Annotated in this window: 19 protein-coding genes; all 19 read right to left on the bottom strand. The window is 49.8% G+C overall.

The annotated features are described in order from the left end of the window. Window positions 1-59: 59 nt before the first annotated feature. The 19 genes from fliJ to VV089_RS02725 all read right to left on the bottom strand — a co-directional run bounded on the left by fliJ (window position 60) and on the right by VV089_RS02725 (window position 17,573). Window positions 60-506: a flagellar export protein FliJ gene (gene fliJ / locus VV089_RS02815; RefSeq protein ID WP_334334879.1), complete on the bottom strand. Its 447-nt coding sequence runs from the start codon at window positions 504-506 to the stop codon at window positions 60-62. An 84-nt stretch (window positions 507-590) separates the two neighbouring features. Continuing rightward, window positions 591-1,892 (bottom strand): flagellar protein export ATPase FliI, encoded by a 1,302-nt coding sequence (gene fliI / locus VV089_RS02810; RefSeq protein WP_334334878.1) that lies wholly within the window; start codon window positions 1,890-1,892, stop codon window positions 591-593. A gap of 70 nt (window positions 1,893-1,962) precedes the next feature. Then, complete coding sequence (locus tag VV089_RS02805) at window positions 1,963-2,781, bottom strand: hypothetical protein (protein WP_172540709.1); 819 nt, start codon at window positions 2,779-2,781, stop codon at window positions 1,963-1,965. Next, window positions 2,765-3,781, bottom strand: coding sequence for a flagellar motor switch protein FliG (gene fliG, locus VV089_RS02800; RefSeq protein ID WP_334334877.1), 1,017 nt, complete (start codon window positions 3,779-3,781; stop codon window positions 2,765-2,767). Before fliG ends, VV089_RS02805 begins: the two co-directional genes overlap by 17 nt. Window positions 3,782-3,783: 2 nt before the next feature. Further along, entirely contained in the window at window positions 3,784-5,400 is a 1,617-nt protein-coding gene (fliF, locus tag VV089_RS02795) for a flagellar basal-body MS-ring/collar protein FliF (RefSeq protein ID WP_334334876.1), read from the bottom strand. Window positions 5,401-5,589: 189 nt separating this feature from the next. Continuing rightward, window positions 5,590-5,952: a flagellar hook-basal body complex protein FliE gene (locus tag VV089_RS02790; RefSeq protein WP_334334875.1), complete on the bottom strand. Its 363-nt coding sequence runs from the start codon at window positions 5,950-5,952 to the stop codon at window positions 5,590-5,592. A gap of 64 nt (window positions 5,953-6,016) precedes the next feature. Then, window positions 6,017-6,400, bottom strand: a complete 384-nt coding sequence (gene flgB, locus VV089_RS02785; protein WP_172540707.1) for a flagellar basal body rod protein FlgB — start codon at window positions 6,398-6,400, stop codon at window positions 6,017-6,019. Between the two features lie 211 nt (window positions 6,401-6,611). Next, on the bottom strand, window positions 6,612-7,367 hold the full coding sequence (locus VV089_RS02780) for a lytic transglycosylase domain-containing protein (protein WP_334334874.1): 756 nt from the start codon (window positions 7,365-7,367) through the stop codon (window positions 6,612-6,614). Between the two features lie 452 nt (window positions 7,368-7,819). Then, entirely contained in the window at window positions 7,820-8,053 is a 234-nt protein-coding gene (locus tag VV089_RS02775) for a carbon storage regulator (RefSeq protein ID WP_172540706.1), read from the bottom strand. A gap of 1 nt (window position 8,054) precedes the next feature. Further along, window positions 8,055-8,498 (bottom strand): flagellar assembly protein FliW, encoded by a 444-nt coding sequence (gene fliW, locus VV089_RS02770; RefSeq protein ID WP_172540705.1) that lies wholly within the window; start codon window positions 8,496-8,498, stop codon window positions 8,055-8,057. Window positions 8,499-8,590: 92 nt separating this feature from the next. Continuing rightward, window positions 8,591-9,196, bottom strand: coding sequence for a DUF6470 family protein (locus VV089_RS02765; RefSeq protein WP_334334873.1), 606 nt, complete (start codon window positions 9,194-9,196; stop codon window positions 8,591-8,593). A gap of 70 nt (window positions 9,197-9,266) precedes the next feature. After that, the gene (locus tag VV089_RS02760; RefSeq protein WP_172540703.1) at window positions 9,267-10,283 is read right to left on the bottom strand and encodes a flagellin N-terminal helical domain-containing protein; all 1,017 of its coding nucleotides are present in this window, start codon (window positions 10,281-10,283) and stop codon (window positions 9,267-9,269) included. Between the two features lie 16 nt (window positions 10,284-10,299). Continuing rightward, window positions 10,300-11,919: a flagellar hook-associated protein FlgK gene (flgK, locus tag VV089_RS02755; protein WP_334334872.1), complete on the bottom strand. Its 1,620-nt coding sequence runs from the start codon at window positions 11,917-11,919 to the stop codon at window positions 10,300-10,302. 15 nt (window positions 11,920-11,934) lie between these two features. After that, the gene (gene flgN, locus VV089_RS02750) at window positions 11,935-12,399 is read right to left on the bottom strand and encodes a flagellar export chaperone FlgN (protein ID WP_172540701.1); all 465 of its coding nucleotides are present in this window, start codon (window positions 12,397-12,399) and stop codon (window positions 11,935-11,937) included. Then, on the bottom strand, window positions 12,392-12,706 hold the full coding sequence (locus tag VV089_RS02745) for a flagellar biosynthesis anti-sigma factor FlgM (RefSeq protein ID WP_172540700.1): 315 nt from the start codon (window positions 12,704-12,706) through the stop codon (window positions 12,392-12,394). Before VV089_RS02745 ends, flgN begins: the two co-directional genes overlap by 8 nt. Window positions 12,707-12,894: 188 nt before the next feature. Beyond that, the gene (locus VV089_RS02740) at window positions 12,895-13,968 is read right to left on the bottom strand and encodes a protein-glutamate methylesterase/protein-glutamine glutaminase (RefSeq protein ID WP_334334871.1); all 1,074 of its coding nucleotides are present in this window, start codon (window positions 13,966-13,968) and stop codon (window positions 12,895-12,897) included. A 67-nt stretch (window positions 13,969-14,035) separates the two neighbouring features. Next, window positions 14,036-14,845: a CheR family methyltransferase gene (locus tag VV089_RS02735; RefSeq protein WP_172540698.1), complete on the bottom strand. Its 810-nt coding sequence runs from the start codon at window positions 14,843-14,845 to the stop codon at window positions 14,036-14,038. 123 nt (window positions 14,846-14,968) lie between these two features. After that, complete coding sequence (locus tag VV089_RS02730) at window positions 14,969-15,451, bottom strand: chemotaxis protein CheW (RefSeq protein ID WP_172540697.1); 483 nt, start codon at window positions 15,449-15,451, stop codon at window positions 14,969-14,971. 25 nt (window positions 15,452-15,476) lie between these two features. Continuing rightward, the gene (locus VV089_RS02725) at window positions 15,477-17,573 is read right to left on the bottom strand and encodes a chemotaxis protein CheA (protein ID WP_172540696.1); all 2,097 of its coding nucleotides are present in this window, start codon (window positions 17,571-17,573) and stop codon (window positions 15,477-15,479) included. Window positions 17,574-17,641 lie beyond the last annotated feature (68 nt).

Genomic DNA, 17,641 nt, shown 5'->3' with positions numbered 1-17,641 from the left:
AATAGGACGGCTTACAGTATTACGCACCTTCACGCCGCTGTCCTTAGACAATCGGCCGGCTACGCCCTTGCCACAGCACGCTTGTTGGATACGAATTCGTCGATAAACTGCTCGTCGGCCTTCTGCACCTCTTTGTCGTACTGTGCGCGCTTCTTATCCTTCAGCTTCGTGATAGAAGCTGTTTCCTTCCGGGCTTCCACTACCTGCCCGCGCTTGCGCTCCTCCCGCAGAAGAATCTCTGCCAGGCGCTCACGCTCACGCTCAATCTTTTTTCTAAGGCTGGTGAGGAAGCGATCATAGGTCTGCATATCCGTGATACTGATTCCGAAGGTTTTCTTTTCCTCCATCTGCACCATGCATTCCCTCTGCTCCTGTTCCAGAGCCTCTATTCCTCGTTCGCACTCCACACGCTCTGCAATAATCTGTGCGTGTTCCGCCTGTAGGTTCTCAAGAACCTGTTCTTTATAATTCAGCACCGTGTCCAGTGCAAAGTAAAATTTCTTCATAGCTTACATCCTGCACTCCTATTTCACCTTATGCCCTCCGGCAGATATGTGAAACCTGCAAAGCCTGTATACTTCAAAGCTTCTCTACGCCAGAATCTTCCGCATCTCTGCCAAATCTTCCTCAATGGAAAAATTATCCGCAATCCGCTGCATCAGATATTCATTGACTGCGTCGATCTTCCCCACCGCCGTATCAAGCCTCGGATTGGTTCCCGCCTTGTAGGCTCCGATGGAGATCAAGTCCTCATTCTTATTGTAGATACTCAGCAGATCCCGCATCTTAGCCGCCAGCCTCTGATGCTCCTCCGGAACAATATTCACCATCAGACGGGAGATGCTGGCTCCGATGTCGATGGCCGGAAAATGGTTCTCATTGGCAAGCTTCCTGGAAAGCACGATATGTCCGTCCAAAATACCCCGGACCGTATCGGCAATGGGCTCGTTGGTGTCGTCGCCCTCCACCAGCACTGTGTAGATTCCGGTAATGGAACCCTTCTCAAACTTTCCGCTCCGCTCCAGAAGCTTCGGAAACTCTGCATAGATGGACGGCGTATAGCCTCTTGCCACCGGCGGCTCTCCGGTAGCAAGCCCTATCTCTCTCTGGGCCATGGCAAACCGGGTCAGGGAATCCATCATCAGCAGGACGTCCTTCCCCTGGTCCTTGAAATACTCTGCAATGGTGGTTGCCACAAGGGGGCATTTCATCCGCAGCATGGCCGGCTGATCGGAGGTAGCTACAACGAGTATCGATCGCTTAAGCCCTTCGGGCCCCAGATCCTTCTCTATAAACTCCCGAACCTCGCGGCCCCGCTCTCCCACCAGGGCAATTACATTGATATCCGCCTTAACATTTCTCGCTATCATGCCCAGCAAGGTGCTCTTTCCCACACCGCTGCCGGCGAAGATCCCGATTCTCTGCCCCTTTCCCACCGTGTTCAGACCGTCTATGGCCTTAATGCCGAACTCCAGGGTATCCGTAATAGGCGGACGGGTCAGCGGATTGATATAGGGGTTCTCTACATAATAATGCTGCTGGGACTCAAAAGGTCCCAAATCATCCATGGGATTTCCCAGAGCGTCTATGATACGGCCCCGAAGGAACTCTCCCACCGGTATCTTGAGACGCTTTCTTGTGTTGCGCACAAAGCTGCCTGCAGATATACCGCTCATATTCTCGTAGGCCATCAGCTGGCTTCTGCCGTCCTTAAAGCCCACCACCTCAACAGGAATCTGCCTTTTCTTATCCTCGTTGTAAATCATGGCAATGTCCCCGATACTGGCCCGGTTTCCCGACGCTTCCATGGCCATTCCCACGATGTTTTCGATTTTTCCTATGTAGCTGACAGTCTCAGCATTGGCAATCAGATTGGGCAGCTCTGCAAACATGCACTCTTCCTCTCCTTTTCCCTAATCTGCGAAAGGGCCGTCCTACAGGGGACGGACACACTCTCACCCTCTACACACGGGCATTATTCAGAATATCCTTGATATTCTCAAGCTGTGTGCTGACGCTGGCGTCTATGATTTCATCGGGCAGCTCGATAATGCAGATGCCCTCCTCGTCGCTGTCCATGGCTACAATCTTAACATTGTCCGACAGATGGGACAGAGCGTTTAGGAATTCTACATCGGTGTTCATGGAAATCTCCGTACCGCATTTGGTAATATAGATCTTCGCCCATTCCGTCTTTTTCAGCTTATCGGTGGCCGCAAGGATCATGCGGTGAATCACATTCTCGCTGGACTTAAGGCTGATATGGATGACCTTTTCCGCTATGGTCAGGACGGTCCGTTTCAGATCGTCCAGGTATTTCTCCATGACCATGCTTTTTTCCCGGCGGATGGTATCCATAAAGTCGGAGGCTTCCTTTCGGAAGCTCTCAACCTCCTCCTCATACAAAGCCTTACATTTTAGCTGGGCTTCCTCCACGCCGGCTTTTACGCCTTCCTGGTGGCCCTCCTCGTAGGCCTGCTCCCGAAGAAGCTCCGCCTGGGTTCTGGCCTCCTCCAGGATCTGATCCGCTTCCCTGCGGGCCTCTGCCAGTATCTCGCTGGCCCGCTCCTTTTCAGCCGCCTCTTTCTCAGCCCGGATACGGGCTTCCTCTTCTTCCTCCGCCTTCCGGGCGCTCTCTTTTGCCTCCCGGAGGGCCGCTTCCTCTTCTGTCTCGGGCCCTTCCTCCTTCTCTTCCTCCAGTGCGAAGTCCGAGAAGAACTGATACATCTCCGTCACATTGATGGCTTTTTTGCCTTTGACTACCCTAGACAATGATCTCATCCTTTCCGCCCTTAACGATAATCAGCTCTCCGGCCGCCTCCAGTCGCCGGATAACGCCAACGATTCTCTGCTGGGCTTCCTCCACATCCTTCCGAAGCACGTTGACCGTAATCTCCAGGTCGGACTGGATACTTTCCGCCATACGTCCGGACATGTTGGCAAAGATAACCTGCCGGACATTCTCGTCGCTGCCCTTGAGGGCGTATACCAGATCCTTGACATCGCAGTCCCGGATAAATCTCTGAATGGAACGGTTGTCAAGACTGAGGATATCTTCGAATACGAACATCTTCTTGCGGATGGTCTCAGTAAGCTCTTCATCACGCTTAGCCAGTTCGTCAAAAATAAACTTCTCGTTGCTGCGGTCCATATTGTTCATAACGTCCGCAATGTAATCAATACCGCCGATAGCCGTGTAGTCGGTGGTCATAATGTTCTCGAACCGTCTCCGAAGCTGGCTTTCCACAATCTTAATGGCCTCCGGGGACACGCTTTCCAGCCGGGCGATACACTCTACAACCTGAATGGACACGTCCTTTGGCAGGTTGCTGATAACGCCGGCCGCCTGGTCTGCATCCGCATAGGACAGCACAAGCGCAATGGTCTGGGGCCGCTCATGGGCCAGAAAGGTATATAGGTTCTTGGGATCGGATTTCCTTATAAACTCAAAGGGCCGGACCTTCAAAAACTTGGTCACGCGCTCCAGAAGCTGCTGGGCCGTGGACTCGCCGAAGGCCTTCTCCAGCACGGAACGGGCGTACTCCATTCCGCCGTCCGTCACTACCTTCTGGGTCATACAGGACTTATAGAACTCATCCAGAATTTCGGCTGTCTGATCCGCCTCCAGATGCTTGAGCTTCGCTACCTCCAGGGTGAGCTTCTCAATGTCGTCCTCGCTCAAATGCTTATAGATCAAGGATGCTTTGTCTGCTCCCATGGAAACAACAACCGCCGCCGCTTTCTGTTCCGGGGTGATCTCTTCTATCATTTCACTGCTCATGGTTACTCGCCTCCCCCACCGTTCAGCCAGGTTTTCAGTAACTGGGCGGATATCTCAGGATTCTCCTCCGTAAAGTCACGGATATTCTGCTTTAACTCCATGCCTCTGTCGTTCTGGAAATCAAGAATCTCTTTATTAAAGTCAAAGCTCGGCATCTGTTCCAGTATTGCTGCCGCATCGCCTTCTGCCGCTGCCGCTTCCTCCGCTGCCTTTTTCTTCTTACGCTTGCTGTTCAGCACAAGCAGGACAATGGCTACAACCAGCAGTACCAGCACAACTACCAGCAGGATATAGAAGAGCGGGCTGGAAACCATCTGACTGAAGACGCCTCCCTCTTCCTCAGGCTCTTCCGGCTGGAAGGTATCCTGATAGAAGGGACCGCTTACAACGGAAATCTTACTGTTCCAGTCAATCTCTGCAATTCCTGCCGCATTTCCCACCAGAGACCGGAGGTCTCCTACTGTGAGACTGCCGTAGCTGTCGCCGTTCACCGCTACGGAAACGGTCAGATCCTCCAGAGCGCCCGGGGTTATCTGCCCCTGTTCCTTAATCTGATTTACCAGAAACTCTTTGTCCCAGCTTCGGGCTCCATAGCCCTCCACTCCGTCCTCCTCGGCTCCCGTATCGTACACCGGGGTGTCTGCATTGGTCTCGGCTCCGGCAACGCCGCCTTCTACCGCGTCCTTGGTGCCGGAGATCTCGATGGTTCCCTGGTCATGGGAAACGATTCCTGTCTTATCGTCCTGGTTGATCTTATCCGGCGTTGTGTATGTAATGGTCTCACGGAGCAGGGTCTGCATATTAATCTGGGCCTTGGCGGAAACGTAGATGTTTTCCTCCCCATAGAAAGGAATCAGTACATGGAGCACCTTCTCGCAAATCTGATCCTCCACCATTCTTGCAATCTCGTCCGTATCCTTGCTGGTCAGGCCGCTCTGTTCGTCCTCCGCAGTGTTGATCTCATTTCCTGTGGCGCTGTCAACGACTACCACATTCTCTGCTTCCAGCCCCGGTACGCCGGAGGCTACCAGAAGCTGAACTGCTTTGGCCTGCTCGATACTGGGAGAAGCGCCGTTCTCCATGGTCAGCATAACGTGGCCTGTGGTTTCGTTCAGCGCATCTTCTGTAAGCACGTATTTCCGCTGCTCACCCAGGGCAATGGTTACCTTGGCGTCCTGTACCCCGTCAATCACCCGTATGGTAGCTGCAATCCGTTCCTGCAGGTCATACAGGGCATAGCGGTCCTTGTCGGTGTCTGTGGTCATCAGACCTGCATTCTCGGTATATACCTGATAGCCGAAGCCGCTCTTTGGATAGCCCTCGAAAGCCAGGCTTGCCCTTGTCTGATCCAGTATCTTCTCCGGAACCCGGATGACCCCGTTCTCGGAATATTGGTAATCAATCTCCGATTCCTGGAGCTTGCCCATAATCTCCTGGGCCTCTTCTGCGTTCAGTCCGGAAAACAAGACCTCATAACCACTGTTTCTGTTCAGAAGCAGGGCTATCACAATGGAAAAAACGATCAGGCCTCCAACACCGGCCAGTATAATCTTTTTTGTCCTGCTCTCCAGTTTAGAAACAACCGCCTTTAACTGTTCTAACCGTTCTTTTACATTCATGGTCGTTTCTTTTCCCTTCTATGTTAATCTGTGGAATTCTCTAAACTTACAATATATTCTCTGACAATATGCGCTTCTCACAAGATGCCGTCCAAAGCATTCTTCTTACTACACGCAAAATACATCTGCCTGTACGTGTAAATCATTGCACCCAAGAAGATGTACTTAACGTTTCTATCCAGAAGAACCTTACATGGATATGGTAATCAGTGAATTGTAGGCCTCCAGAGCCTTATTGCGCATCTGCACCAGCAGATCCGTAGCAAGCTGAAGCTCTGATCCGGCAATCGGCACCGAATGGGGATCGTCCAGCTGTCCGGTGGAAAGGAGGTACTGCTGCTTCATATAATTGTCCTCCAGCTCCGCTACGCTGTTGATCATATCTCCGAAAATACTGCCGAACAGGGAGGTCTCTTCCTCATCAAGCTTTTCCACGCCTCCGAGTGTTCCAAAGGTACCGAAGGTTCCCAGCACATCGGATACGCCGGCTGTACCGTTCACTCCCTGCATAAAGTTGACGGGTGTCATTGGTGTTATAAACATATCACTCATATAAGCTTCTCATCCTTTTTTCTAATCTATGTTATGTCACAGCCCTCTTCGGGGTTCCTCCTGCTTACTGGCCTCTGATAACGCCCCTTAACCTGGTGAAATCGCTGTTCATGGCATTCAGCACATACTGATACTGAAGCTGGGCCCTTGCCATCTCCACTTCCTCGGAGTCGGCATTCACATTATTGTCATCCAGACGGGCGGAACTCTCTGTCTCGTTTATCGTATAAGAGGAGTTCTCTATGATGCTGCGTGTACGGGAGGCATTCCCCGCCGCTCTCGCAAGCTTCAGACGGTTTTGATATTCATCCTCGAAAGTTACATACTTGGACTTGTAACCGGGGGTGTCCACATTGGATAGATTGTGAGCAATGGTAAGCTGCTTTGCCCACAAGAAGTCTAAGGATTTTGAGGTCATGGAAATGGAATTTCCAAACATCAGATTCATAATTAATCTTCCCTTCCGCTGTACCGGTATCTGCCGGACGCATTTCTTCCCACTATAAAACTATCTCATTCAACATTTTACTGCTTTTTCCGCTATTTTTCAACAAAAAATTCTCGGAATTTTTTCACAATTACAGATTTTATTTGACGTTTTCGGTTCTATTAAACGTCGTTATGATTACTAGCTTCGGCCGTTTTAAAACCGCATTTTCTTATAAAAGAGAGTCTCCTGCACTGTCCTCCTCGTCGGAGAACACATTCGCATTAAACATGGTTTCCATCTTTAGACGCATCATCTCTACCATGTATTGGGCGTCCTCCTGACTGAAGGTAAGTCCCGTGCTGCCTGTCCCGGCCGCCAGCTGGGAGAGAAGCTCAATGGCTGACTGATAGGCGCTGCTTCCGGCGGCTCCTGTAGTGAGAACTCCGCTTAAGTCCATATCCTCCCCTGCATAAGAAAGCACCTTCTGCACATAATTCTGAGTCTCTTGAAAAGGCGGAATACCGCCGTACTTGTCAACGTTGCCGCTGCCGGCGTTGTAAGCGCTTAAAGCCAGAGCCTTATTGCCCTGGTAACGCTCCAGAAGACCGGCGATATACTTGGCGCCTCCCATGATATTGCTGCGGGCGTCAAAGCTGTCTTCCACGCCTAAGGAACGGGCTGTGGCAGGCATCAGCTGCATCACGCCCTGTGCGCCTGCAGAGGAGACTGCCTGAGGATTGAAGCCGGATTCTGCCTTCCCGATGGCCTTCAAAAAGTTGACATCCAGTCCATAGAGCTGTGCCGCCTCCTGGAAGATGTTCTCCATGCTCTCGGTAGTCTGCAGAGCGCTCTTCACGCTGTCCTGGAAGCTTGCGCCTTTTGTCCTGGATGATGCTGCATTGTTTTCATAAACCGTATGTATGCCCTGCTGTCCGCCTGCGCCCATAAGATACGGATTCAGCCGGGCGGTCTGATTAAACTCCATATATGCCTCTTTCCTTTGCTATAGTCTTGAATATCTTCATCTGAAAGGATGCCTCTTCATTCAAGGCTTTGACTTGATATTCTTTATTAAGCTATGTTTCTTTTCCTCTGTCTATGAGAGATTTTTTCGCCACAGATAAGGAATACCATTTGCCCAATTGCCCTTTAGAGACAAATTTCTCCATTTAAAGGACAAAAAGGCCCATACAGCTTCTATAATATATGAATCCATAAAAATTGTCAACCAATCCGGCGCGGCATGGGTCACAATTATTTCTGGAAATTTGCCGTGAGATTAAGAGATTTTTCCCAAGCATCTCAAGAAAACAGGCAAAAATGAGAGACCGCCGGTCATAATGGACTAAATTTTTCAAAAATATCATCCAATATCTCCTAACAGTCCCTAAATTTTTCCAAAATTCTCTCAGCAGGCTGACGAGAATTTTTAGTGTGTTACTTCTCTTCCTTTTTCATTATCTTCTTCACCGCGTCCAGTGCGCAAGGGCCGGTTTTTGCTGCCTCACGGTTCACGCTGGCTGCTTCTGCCAGCTCTTTGCGGAGGATGGACACATCCTTTGGGGCGTCAAAGGCCAGCTTGATCCAGTCCATGCCAATCTCCAGAACCGTAACCTCTATATTTTCTCCTATGATGACAGATTCATTCTTTTTTCGTTGTAAAATCAGCATCTTACTCCTCCCTCCCCTTCTGCTCACCTAAGGCATGGCGGAAAGTGTAGGCCGGATCATCCAGGATAATCTGCCGGGCATCCCGGGTTTTTGCATTTACGGCAATAGGCGCTTTCAAGTTTGCCGTACTGTCAGCAGCCTGCTCCCGGATCACGCCAATCACATAGTAGGAAATGTCCTCTTCCGCCGGGGAGCCAATCGCGCTCCTGTCTGCCTCTGAGATCTTTGGATCGTAATCGGTAAAAAAGTAAAAGGGGTTCAAAAGGATAAAGCTCAACGCCTCCTCATCCAGGGACTGCAGGCAGATCAAGGCGTCTGACCCCTCGTCAAAAGGAATGGGAAGAAAACTTTTCTGTTCCTCGAATCCAAACAGCCCTTCCGGAAAATGAATGGTTTCCCGGTCTGTGTACTCAATTTCTCCAAAATATTTGTTGTTAATCTTCATCTATGACCTCCGTAAAGACTTCGTCCAATCTTAAGGGATTCTTCTTTCCTGTCAAAAAAAGGAAATTTTTATAAAGGAAAAAGGGCTTATTGCTAAGCCCTTACATCTAACGGTTCAAAATTGGGATCAGAACTTGGCGGAACATAGATGGGGCCGCCAATATACTCAATCCTTACCTCCGGATGCTGTGTGATGGAAAGCTCGATGTCGCCGGGAACGAATTCAAAGTTTCCGTTGGCAACCTTCATGTCAAAATTCAGCTTATCCATCTGATAATTGATGATCAGATCTCCAGCCTGGTAGTCCAGCTCCACTGGTGCGGAAGGTGTAAAGCCAAGCTCAAATTCTCCCGTAGGCTGCGGATTCCTGCTGGCAAAAATCTGTCCCAGCACATCCTCCCCTATCTTTGCCTTCAGCATCAAATGCCCTTCCTGGGCCAGCTGGGCCGTTGCCTCATAAGCGGACTGCTGTCCCTTCTGCGCCGTCTGTTTTAAGCTGGTGGCAGGGGTGGGAACTACTGAGTTCCGCGCCTCAAAAGAATCAATATTCAATTTTACCGGCCGGCTTTTGATGGTCATGCCACCCTTATCCCGGCTAATCTCCACCTCAGCAGTTGCATTCTTATACTGCATACGTGCATTCTGTATCTTCAACTCATACTGAATCGGTACGGTTGTGATATTAATTAACTGCTTCATACCATGCTTCCCCTCCAAACCATGTAAAATTCATTCTATTGCTTATTATCCAGCCCTCCGCTGCCCTCTGTTAATTCATAAAGTCAATAAAGGACGGTGTAAGAATGTTCGTTCCTATCTTCAAGGCTGCATTGTATGCATATTGCGCCCAGGAGAATTCTGTGATTGCTTCCGCCATATCTACGTTGACTACATTGTCGAACTGCTCAGTCAGGTTGATCTGCTGATCCTCCAGTCTGCCCTTGGTGTTCTCAAGGAAATTGGTTCTTGTACCGATGGTAGTTAAATTATCGGCGAGAAGTCCTCTGGCGTCGTCGAAAGCATTCAGAAGCTCCTTATACTCCTCCGTATCAAAATCTTCCTTCTCTAGAACATCTGCTATCTTGCCGGCCAGCTCAATCAGGTTTTTGCTGTTGCCGTTGCCATCAGTTCCATAGCCCACTACGTTGATACCCGGAAGGGAAGTATTGAAGGCGCTGGAATTCACTACATCGTTTCCTTCCATAGTCAAGCCAAAGCCCAGATCTGTATATACCTGTTCGTTTGCCATCTTCTTTAACTTTTCCAATTCATCCGCATTAGTCGTGCTCACATCCACTCCACGATAGTAAAGCTTCTTCGAGCCATCCGCCTCTGTACGAAGCTCAAAGGGCGGCTTATCTCCCGCAGCTCCGCCGAAGGCAAACTTATCGCCATAGCTGGCATTCATACTCATGGTCATAGATTCCTGAGCTTGTCGAAATGCCTGGGCGTAAGACTTACGCACGTCATGAGTCCAGTTGGTGCCGTTCATGGCCTCCAGTCCGTACTTCTTGCTTAAGAACCGGGCCTGGGTGTTAATCTGTGTAATGGCATCCTCCTGGGCGTTCTGGAAGGACTGAGCGTCGTCAATAGCATCGATATAATCCTGATTCCTGGCATACTTCCAGTTAAGAGCAGACTCTCTCACTACTCCGGTGGGATCCTCATAACCCTTGTTAAACTTCCGATGTGTCATTACCCTTGTACGGGCCGTATTCAGATTCGTAATAGAATTATTTAAATTCGACTTATAATTCCGAATTAATGCGCTTGTCGTTATTCTCACTGTGATCTCCTCCTAACTATCGTCCTACTACTCCGGTTCCGTTGATCAGCTTATCCAGGGCCTCATCCAGGGTGGTCATCAGTCTGGCCGCCGCCGAGTAGGACTGCTGATAGTGGAGCAGGTTGATTCCTTCCTCATCCAGAGACACGCCGGATATGGAATCCTTCAAGTCCGCTGTCTGGTTGATAACGGTAATCTTATTTTTCAGGGTACTGTTGCCTGCTTTTAAATCAATGTTCAGCACATTCTCCATGTTGACAAAGCAGTTGTAGAAGTTTCCTTTAAAGAACGGATCTGTGGAACCCGGCTTACAGAACTCCTGATCCGCTGACATCGCTTTTACAAACTTCAAGACGTTCTCGTCGGCTGTAGCGCCCTCGCCGTCTGTCCCCGGCTTGCCATCTGCATTAGGCACCTCAACCTTTGAAGTAGTAATACCATATTTGCCGTTGGCCCAGCCGTCTGCAATCTTAATGTTGGAGGCTGATATGGGTTTTGTAGCATCTATCGCTTCAAACAGTACATTGCCATTCTTCTTTATCCCACTGTCTGGATCTCCCGGAGTATTGTATTCAGGATTCCCATCTTTATCCAACACTGTCGTATTCAAATCATTCAGCACTTCCGCAAACTTATTCACCAAAGCATCCAGAGATTTCTCATAATATCCAAGCCCCCGCACATCCGTAGGCGGATCGTCAAACCCGCCGGACTTGTTCAGAATATCCAGGGTTCCCTTCAGCACGCCGTCCCCGATGGTGTCGGTAATCTCCTCCGGCCCCTTGCCGTAAGCATCCGTAATAAACAGCCGCACCGGCTGGCCGTCCGCATTGGCGGAAAGCATTCCTGCTTTATTATCGGAAATCAGCTTATAGCTGGTGCCGTCCGCATCCGTATAGTAGATATCCAGCTCCTCCACCGTAAATCCCGCGCCCAGATCGTGATCGCGGTACTTCACAGTAATCGGAAGGTAGCTTGCCAGCTCGTCAATCAGCTCGTTCCGCTCATCCTTCAGCTCCAGTGCCGGATTGCCCAGAATCTCACTGTTCTTAATCGTCTCATTCAGCTCGGCAATATTCTGAATAATCTTATTGGCATCCGGAATGGTCGTATCACGGAACTCATTGGTCAGATCCGTGCGGACCTCCTGGAGATTCGTTGCATTCTGATGAAAAAGGTTCAGAAGCATCTGGGTGGAAGAACGCACCATGGAATCGTATTCCTTGCTGTTGGGATTCTGCGCCAGCTTCTGAAGCTGTGACGTCAGATCGCTCAAAGCATTCTTAATACCATTCTGGTTCGTCTCATCCAGAATATTCGCCAGCTTCTCATATCCGGCCACCTGGGAATCGGTAGTGCCCAGCTTCGCCATCTGGTTTCTGTACTGAATATCCAGGAAGGGATCCCGAAGCTGTGAAACTCCTGTAATCTCCACACCAAAACCGATTCTGGCATTGGGATTGGAATTGTAGAACTCTCCTCCCCGAAGATATAAGCTCTTGATATCCAGACGCTGTCTTGTATAGCCTGGCGTATTAATATTCGCAATATTCTGTCCGGTTACTTCCAGGGCCCGGTGGCTTGCGTTCAAAGCAAGCGTAGCCGTGGTAAAACCGGCAAAGGTTGAGCGCATCATACTTTGTATCCTCCTTTATATGCGGCGATCGGTAAAGTGGGCCGGTCCGGCCTCCACGGAACCGTCTTCCTTGTAGGTCTTTGTTCCGCCCCCCTGCCTGGCTGCCATCTGATTGATAGCATGCAGATTCACTTCCATGATGGTCTTGGAACTCTCCGTTACAGACTGAAACTGTGTAACCCGGGCAGCCAGCTCGTCAAATAGCTGCTTCATGTCCGGCCGTTCCTCCTCCGGAAGCCTGCGAAGAATCTCCTGGAAGGTCAGATCCTTCCATCCCAGCTCCTCCTGCATCCGCTCACGCCTCTGATCCAGTCCCCGAAGAGCCATAATCTCCGCCTGTTCCTTCTTAATAATATCCTCCAGCAGCGCAACCTGATTGCGGCTTACCACCTCGAGCTTTGACTGCTCCAAAGGAAGCATCCGGTCAAAAAGCTCAATAAACTGCCGGATCAATTCCCGAAAGGCCGATAAGTCATGCATGGGCAAAAGCCTCCCCGCTTACCAGCATACGGGACGCAATCGCATAGGGATCAATCTGATAGGTTCCTGATTCCACCTGCCGTCTTAAGTTCTCCACCTTATCCGCAGGCGCTCCCCCTCTTGCATCCGATACCACCTGTCTGGACAGAGCTTCGGAAAAGGTCTTTTCCTGAATCTGTCTGGAGCTGGACTGGATGGTCAGGGCATCATAGTTTCCCTTGACCCCAGTGGAAACCTTGCCGTCGGTCCTTGCGTGGCCGGTGGTTTCCATACGGTATGGATTTATATTATTTAATGTTATTTTCATACATGAAACTCCTTTCAGAGAAACTTACGTCCTGCTTCTTATTATATTTATCGGCCGGATCGGAAAAAAAATAACAAAAGAGTTCATAAAATTTCCCCAAATCCCCAAAACATCCGAAAATCCAAACAGGGCCGTACCGGAGACATCCTCTCATCGAAGAGCATTCCCTGTACAGGCCCTGTAAAATTCTACATCTTCCGAAGCTGATTTAACAAAACATTGGAAATATTGGTACAGGAAGCCTGAACACAGACGCCTCCGATATCATAAGCCACCATGGGCATGCCGTATACCACACAGGACTCCTTATCCTGGCCGATGGTAAAGGCTCCGGCCTGGCGCATCTCCAGAAGACCGCTGGCCCCGTCGCGTCCCATACCGGTCATAATGATTCCCACAGCGCTCTTCCCAGCCTTCTTGGCCACGGAGGAAAAGAGCACATCCACCGACGGACGGTGTCCGTTCACCTTCTCTCCCGGCTGGCAGGATACATAGAAGCCCTTCAAATCCTTTTCCACGCGCATCTGCAAAGGACCGCCCGGAGCAATCAGCACCAGCCCCCTGCGTACCCGGTCTCCGTTCTCGGCTTCCTTGACCTCCAGCTTGCAGATACGGTTGAGCCTCTCCGCATACATCTTGGTAAAGCCCTCCGGCATATGCTGCGTCACCACGATTCCGGGCATATCCGCCGGCAGTCTCTGCAGCACCTCCAGCGTAGCCTCGGTTCCGCCTGTGGAGGCGCCGATGGCAATCAGCATGGTATTCTGAACCAGCTGGGACAGGTTGGAGCTGAAAGCCGCCGTAGGCACTCCCGCCGGCACGGCAGCCCCTCCCTGGGGACGGCCTCCCGCCTGGGGCTTTACATTCACCCTGGCCCTGGATGCAATATAAATCTTGCTGTTCAGCACGTTAAAGAAGCTTTTGACATTGTAATCCCTGGACATATTGGGCTTCTGCACAAAGTCCACCGCTCCCGCGGCCAGTGCGTCAAACACACTTAAATTCAGAGAAGAAACCAAAATCACCGGAATGGGATGCTTGGGCAGCAGCTCCTTCAAAAAATCAATTCCGCTAAGACCAGGCATCTCAACGTCCATGGTGATCACATCCGGCTTTATGGTTGGAATCTTTGTCCGCGCCTCAAGAGCACTGGCCGCAAAGCCCACCACCTCCAGATTGCTGCGCTCCTTCAGATCGTTGATCAGCATCTGCCGGAAAAAGATAGAGTCATCCACCACGAACACTCTTATTTTTTTAATCATCGTTCATCAAAGCCTTTCTAAATATAGAATTACCGGTTACGGTTCCGTTTATGAACCATAGTTGATATTATTCTTTTCGATATGTGGCCGGCATCAGATACTTGTAAGGCGTATTTTCCTTATTCAAACTCTCTGAATGGCCAATCAGCAGATATCCTCCCGGATTGGTAGCCTGATAGAAACGCTTCACCAGAGCCTCCTTCGTCGCCTGGTCAAAGTAAATCATAACATTTCTGCAGAAAATCACGTCAAACTTCAGCTTGAAATGGATAGGCTCCATAAGATTAAAGGTCCGGAAAATAACATTGTTCTTAATCAGCGGCGCAACCTCATAGATTCCAGGCTCCGGCGTCTTGACAAAGTACTTGGTCTTCCAGGTGGGAGGCACTTCCTTTAAGGAGCTTTCATCGTACACTGCATGCTGGGCCGCCCCTAGGGCATTCCTGGAAATATCCGTGGCCAGCACCCGGGTGTCCCATCCCGGCTTAGAGCCGAAATACTCCTTCAGCAGCATGGAAATCGTGTAGGGTTCCTCTCCGGAGGAGCATCCAGCGCTCCAGATGCTTAAGACCTTATTCTTCTTGGTCTTTTCCAGATAAGGAAGTATGGTCTCCGTAAAGAATTTGAAATGAGCTTCCTCACGCATAAAATATGTGTAGTTTGTAGTAAGCTTATTCAGCATCAGCTCCAGATCTTCCGGCTTTTTGTTCTTCAGCAGATAATCCACGTAATCCTTAAAGGACTCAAAGCCCATAGACATAATGGTTCCTGAAAGCCGGCCCATAATAAGCTGCTTTTTCTTAGATAAATCAATTCCGTAATTGGCCTTCACAAAGTTAATCAGCCGCAGAAAATCGCCATCTGTGATTGTAAGCATAACATCCTCCTATTCCAGTTCCGTTTTAAAGCCGCTGTGTGACAGCACTTAAGGGTAAAGCCGCTTAACTCGATATACTCCCGGAAGGCTCTGCGTTTTTTGCAGGCCCCCGGGAGCTCATCCTTAATACGTGCGAATTAACTCCTGGCAGTTCAGGAACAACAGCACCTCCTGGCTGCTTAGGGAAATCATTCCGTCCACCAGTCCCTGCTGATCCTCCACAGGAATCGGCGAAATCTGAGTCTTATCAATATCCAATACCTGCTCTACTCCGTCCACCTGGATTCCCACACAGGTAGAATCAATCTCCAGGACAATGATGCAAGTGGTATCTGTGCTGTCGGCAAACTTGCCCATCTTAAGCCGCATGTCAATAATCGGCACAATCTGTCCGCGCATATTGATGATTCCCTTGATAAAATTGGGCACCATGGGAATCTCGGTAATCATCTGATCCGTAAGAATCTCAATAACATAATCGGTACTCACGCCCATTGTAGTGCCGTCTGAACGAAAGGTTAAGTAACGCTCCATGGACATGTCAGCCTCGGGTGCCGCATTCTCCTGACCGTCCATATTTGTATTCTGCATTTGTTCCGTAGACATGTATTTTCCTCCAACTCTCTATATATTATACATTTGCCGCATTATAAAGATTCATTACTTCCAGGATAATACTGATGTTTCCGTCACCCAGGATGGTACAACCGCTGATTCCGTAATCCTTGATATTGAAGCTATTTAAATAGGAAGGAAGCGGTTTTACCACTATCTGGCGTTCTCCCAGAAGCTCATCCACAAACATACAGTAGGAATGGTCGCCTGCCTCTACCCAGATCAGAATGCCGTCCTCAATGTTCGTTACCTCCGGCTCAATGTTATAGAACTCATGGAGACGGATAATGGGATAAAACTCATCCATAATTTTCACAATCTCGTTGCCCTTGGCGTCATGCAGCACATTCTCCTTGGCAATCTTGATGGACTGGCGGATATTGGAAATGGGAATGGTGAAAATGGACCGTCCCACGCGAATCTCCATACCGTCTACAATGGCCATAGTCAGCGGAATCTTCAAGGTAGTACAGCTTCCCTGTCCCAGCTCGCTTGTGATGCTGATGGTTCCGCCTACGCTCTCCACGTTCTTCTTCACAACGTCCATGCCAACGCCGCGGCCGGAGAACTCCGTCACCTCTTCGTTGGTAGAGAAGCCCGGCAGCATCAGTAATGCAAGAATCTCTTTCTTCGAATACTCGCTCTCAGGTTTTGTCAGAAGTCCGTTTCTCGCTGCCTTGGCCAGGATCTTCTCCGTATCCATGCCCTGCCCGTCGTCGGAAATGGAGATAATCACCTCGCTGCCCGTATGGGAAGCGGATAAAACAAGTTCTCCCTGCGGATCCTTGCCGGCTGCGATACGCTCCTCCTTGGTAACCTCAATGCCATGGTCCATGGAGTTACGCACAATATGCATAATGGGATCGCTGATGCTGTCGATAATGGTCTTATCAATCTCTGTATCCTCACCGATAATCGTCAGGCGCACATCCTTACCCAATGCCTTCTTCATATCCCGGACAATCCGGTTCATCTTCTGGAAAGTACCGGAGATGGACACCATTCTAAGGGACATGCTGATATCCTGAAGATCATCCGTCAGCTTCCGAAGCTGACGCGTGGACTTCAGGAAGCTGTCCAGCTTCAGGCCCTGAAGCTCCGGCGAAGACGCTACCATGGACTCTGTGATTACAATCTCTCCCACAATAGCCTGCAGCGCATCCAGCTTGGAAAGGTTCACGCTGATAAGGCTCTGCTTTGCATGCTGCTGGGGCTGGGCGCCGGCAGCCTCTTTCACGGCCGGATTCCCCTTGGCCGGTTCTGCCTGGGCCGGAGCTTCCTTCGGTACATCTGCCGCCTTGGGTTTCTCGTCCTCCGCCTTCTTCTCCTGGGCGTGAATCACCTCGTAGGTCTGGATGCTTCCCTGCTCCTCCACTACGGCGATGGCCTTATTCACATCCTCCTCGGAATGCAGGCCCACAAAGAAGCCATGGTCGATAATGGCCTCGCTGGCAGCTCCGTTGCTCTCCACGTCCTCGGGATAGAATTCAAATTCCATGGCCGTTCCGTGAAGGGCGTTCACCAGCATAAAAGCTCTGAGATTCTCCATGCCGCAGCCTTCGTCAAAAAAGATCTGAAGGAAAAACGGGCATTTGCTTCCGAAAGACTCCACAAGCTTCTGGCCTGCCTCGCTTCCGCCGGAGGCCTTAACTTCCGGTACATCCTCCTGAGCGGCCGGGGCTTCCTCCTCCGGTTCGCCTGTGCCGCTAATTTTATTCAGAAAACTATTAATTTCTGAAGTCATACTGTCGATATTAGTACTAAGAGGCTCGTTATTCTCCAGCTTCTCAACTTCGCCCCGGAGCACATCCGTGGACTTGAACGTTAGATTAAACAATTCGCTCTTATCCGTACTGTTGAGGGAATCGATACCGTTTTCCCGAACAAAGAAAAACAGGTCTTCAATCCGGTGGGCAATTGTCATCAGAGAGTTGAATTCCATCATGGCCGAGGAACCTTTGATCGTGTGCATGGCCCGGAAGATTTCGTTAACATCATCCGTAGTAAACTCCTCATTCTTCTCTGCCTCTATTAATAGCTCGTCTAACTGCTCAAGTAATGAATTTGTTTCAAAAAGATACATGTCCAGCATGTTGTCCATACCATTGTCCATAATATTAGCACCACCTTATTTTGAGATATATATTATATATCGGAAGATAATAATAAAAAAATAAGAGA

Origin of the sequence: Candidatus Merdisoma sp. JLR.KK011, from assembly GCF_036941125.1 — a bacterium.
GTDB lineage: Bacteria > Bacillota > Clostridia > Lachnospirales > Lachnospiraceae > Laedolimicola.
Note: the sequence above shows the minus strand (reverse complement) of the source record. Positions and strands in the feature narration are given on the sequence as shown.

Bases quoted from the DNA above. Each gene is read 5' to 3' on its own strand.
- VV089_RS02775 (WP_172540706.1), bottom strand. From the start codon at position 8,053: ATGCTGATTTTACAACGAAAAAAGAATGAATCTGTCATCATAGGAGAA.
- VV089_RS02730 (WP_172540697.1), bottom strand. From the start codon at position 15,451: ATGTCTACGGAACAAATGCAGAATACAAATATGGACGGTCAGGAGAAT.
- VV089_RS02790 (WP_334334875.1), bottom strand. From the start codon at position 5,952: ATGAGTGATATGTTTATAACACCAATGACACCCGTCAACTTTATGCAG.
- VV089_RS02765 (WP_334334873.1), bottom strand. From the start codon at position 9,196: ATGAAGCAGTTAATTAATATCACAACCGTACCGATTCAGTATGAGTTG.
- fliW (WP_172540705.1), bottom strand. From the start codon at position 8,498: ATGAAGATTAACAACAAATATTTTGGAGAAATTGAGTACACAGACCGG.
- flgB (WP_172540707.1), bottom strand. From the start codon at position 6,400: ATGAATCTGATGTTTGGAAATTCCATTTCCATGACCTCAAAATCCTTA.
- fliI (WP_334334878.1), bottom strand. From the start codon at position 1,892: ATGTTTGCAGAGCTGCCCAATCTGATTGCCAATGCTGAGACTGTCAGC.
- VV089_RS02780 (WP_334334874.1), bottom strand. From the start codon at position 7,367: ATGGAGTTTAATCAGACCGCCCGGCTGAATCCGTATCTTATGGGCGCA.
- fliJ (WP_334334879.1), bottom strand. From the start codon at position 506: ATGAAGAAATTTTACTTTGCACTGGACACGGTGCTGAATTATAAAGAA.
- fliG (WP_334334877.1), bottom strand. From the start codon at position 3,781: ATGAGCAGTGAAATGATAGAAGAGATCACCCCGGAACAGAAAGCGGCG.
- VV089_RS02735 (WP_172540698.1), bottom strand. From the start codon at position 14,845: ATGCTTACAATCACAGATGGCGATTTTCTGCGGCTGATTAACTTTGTG.
- flgN (WP_172540701.1), bottom strand. From the start codon at position 12,399: ATGCATGACTTATCGGCCTTTCGGGAATTGATCCGGCAGTTTATTGAG.
- flgK (WP_334334872.1), bottom strand. From the start codon at position 11,919: ATGATGCGCTCAACCTTTGCCGGTTTTACCACGGCTACGCTTGCTTTG.
- VV089_RS02805 (WP_172540709.1), bottom strand. From the start codon at position 2,781: ATGAGATCATTGTCTAGGGTAGTCAAAGGCAAAAAAGCCATCAATGTG.
- VV089_RS02725 (WP_172540696.1), bottom strand. From the start codon at position 17,573: ATGGACAATGGTATGGACAACATGCTGGACATGTATCTTTTTGAAACA.
- VV089_RS02740 (WP_334334871.1), bottom strand. From the start codon at position 13,968: ATGATTAAAAAAATAAGAGTGTTCGTGGTGGATGACTCTATCTTTTTC.
- VV089_RS02745 (WP_172540700.1), bottom strand. From the start codon at position 12,706: ATGAAAATAACATTAAATAATATAAATCCATACCGTATGGAAACCACC.
- fliF (WP_334334876.1), bottom strand. From the start codon at position 5,400: ATGAATGTAAAAGAACGGTTAGAACAGTTAAAGGCGGTTGTTTCTAAA.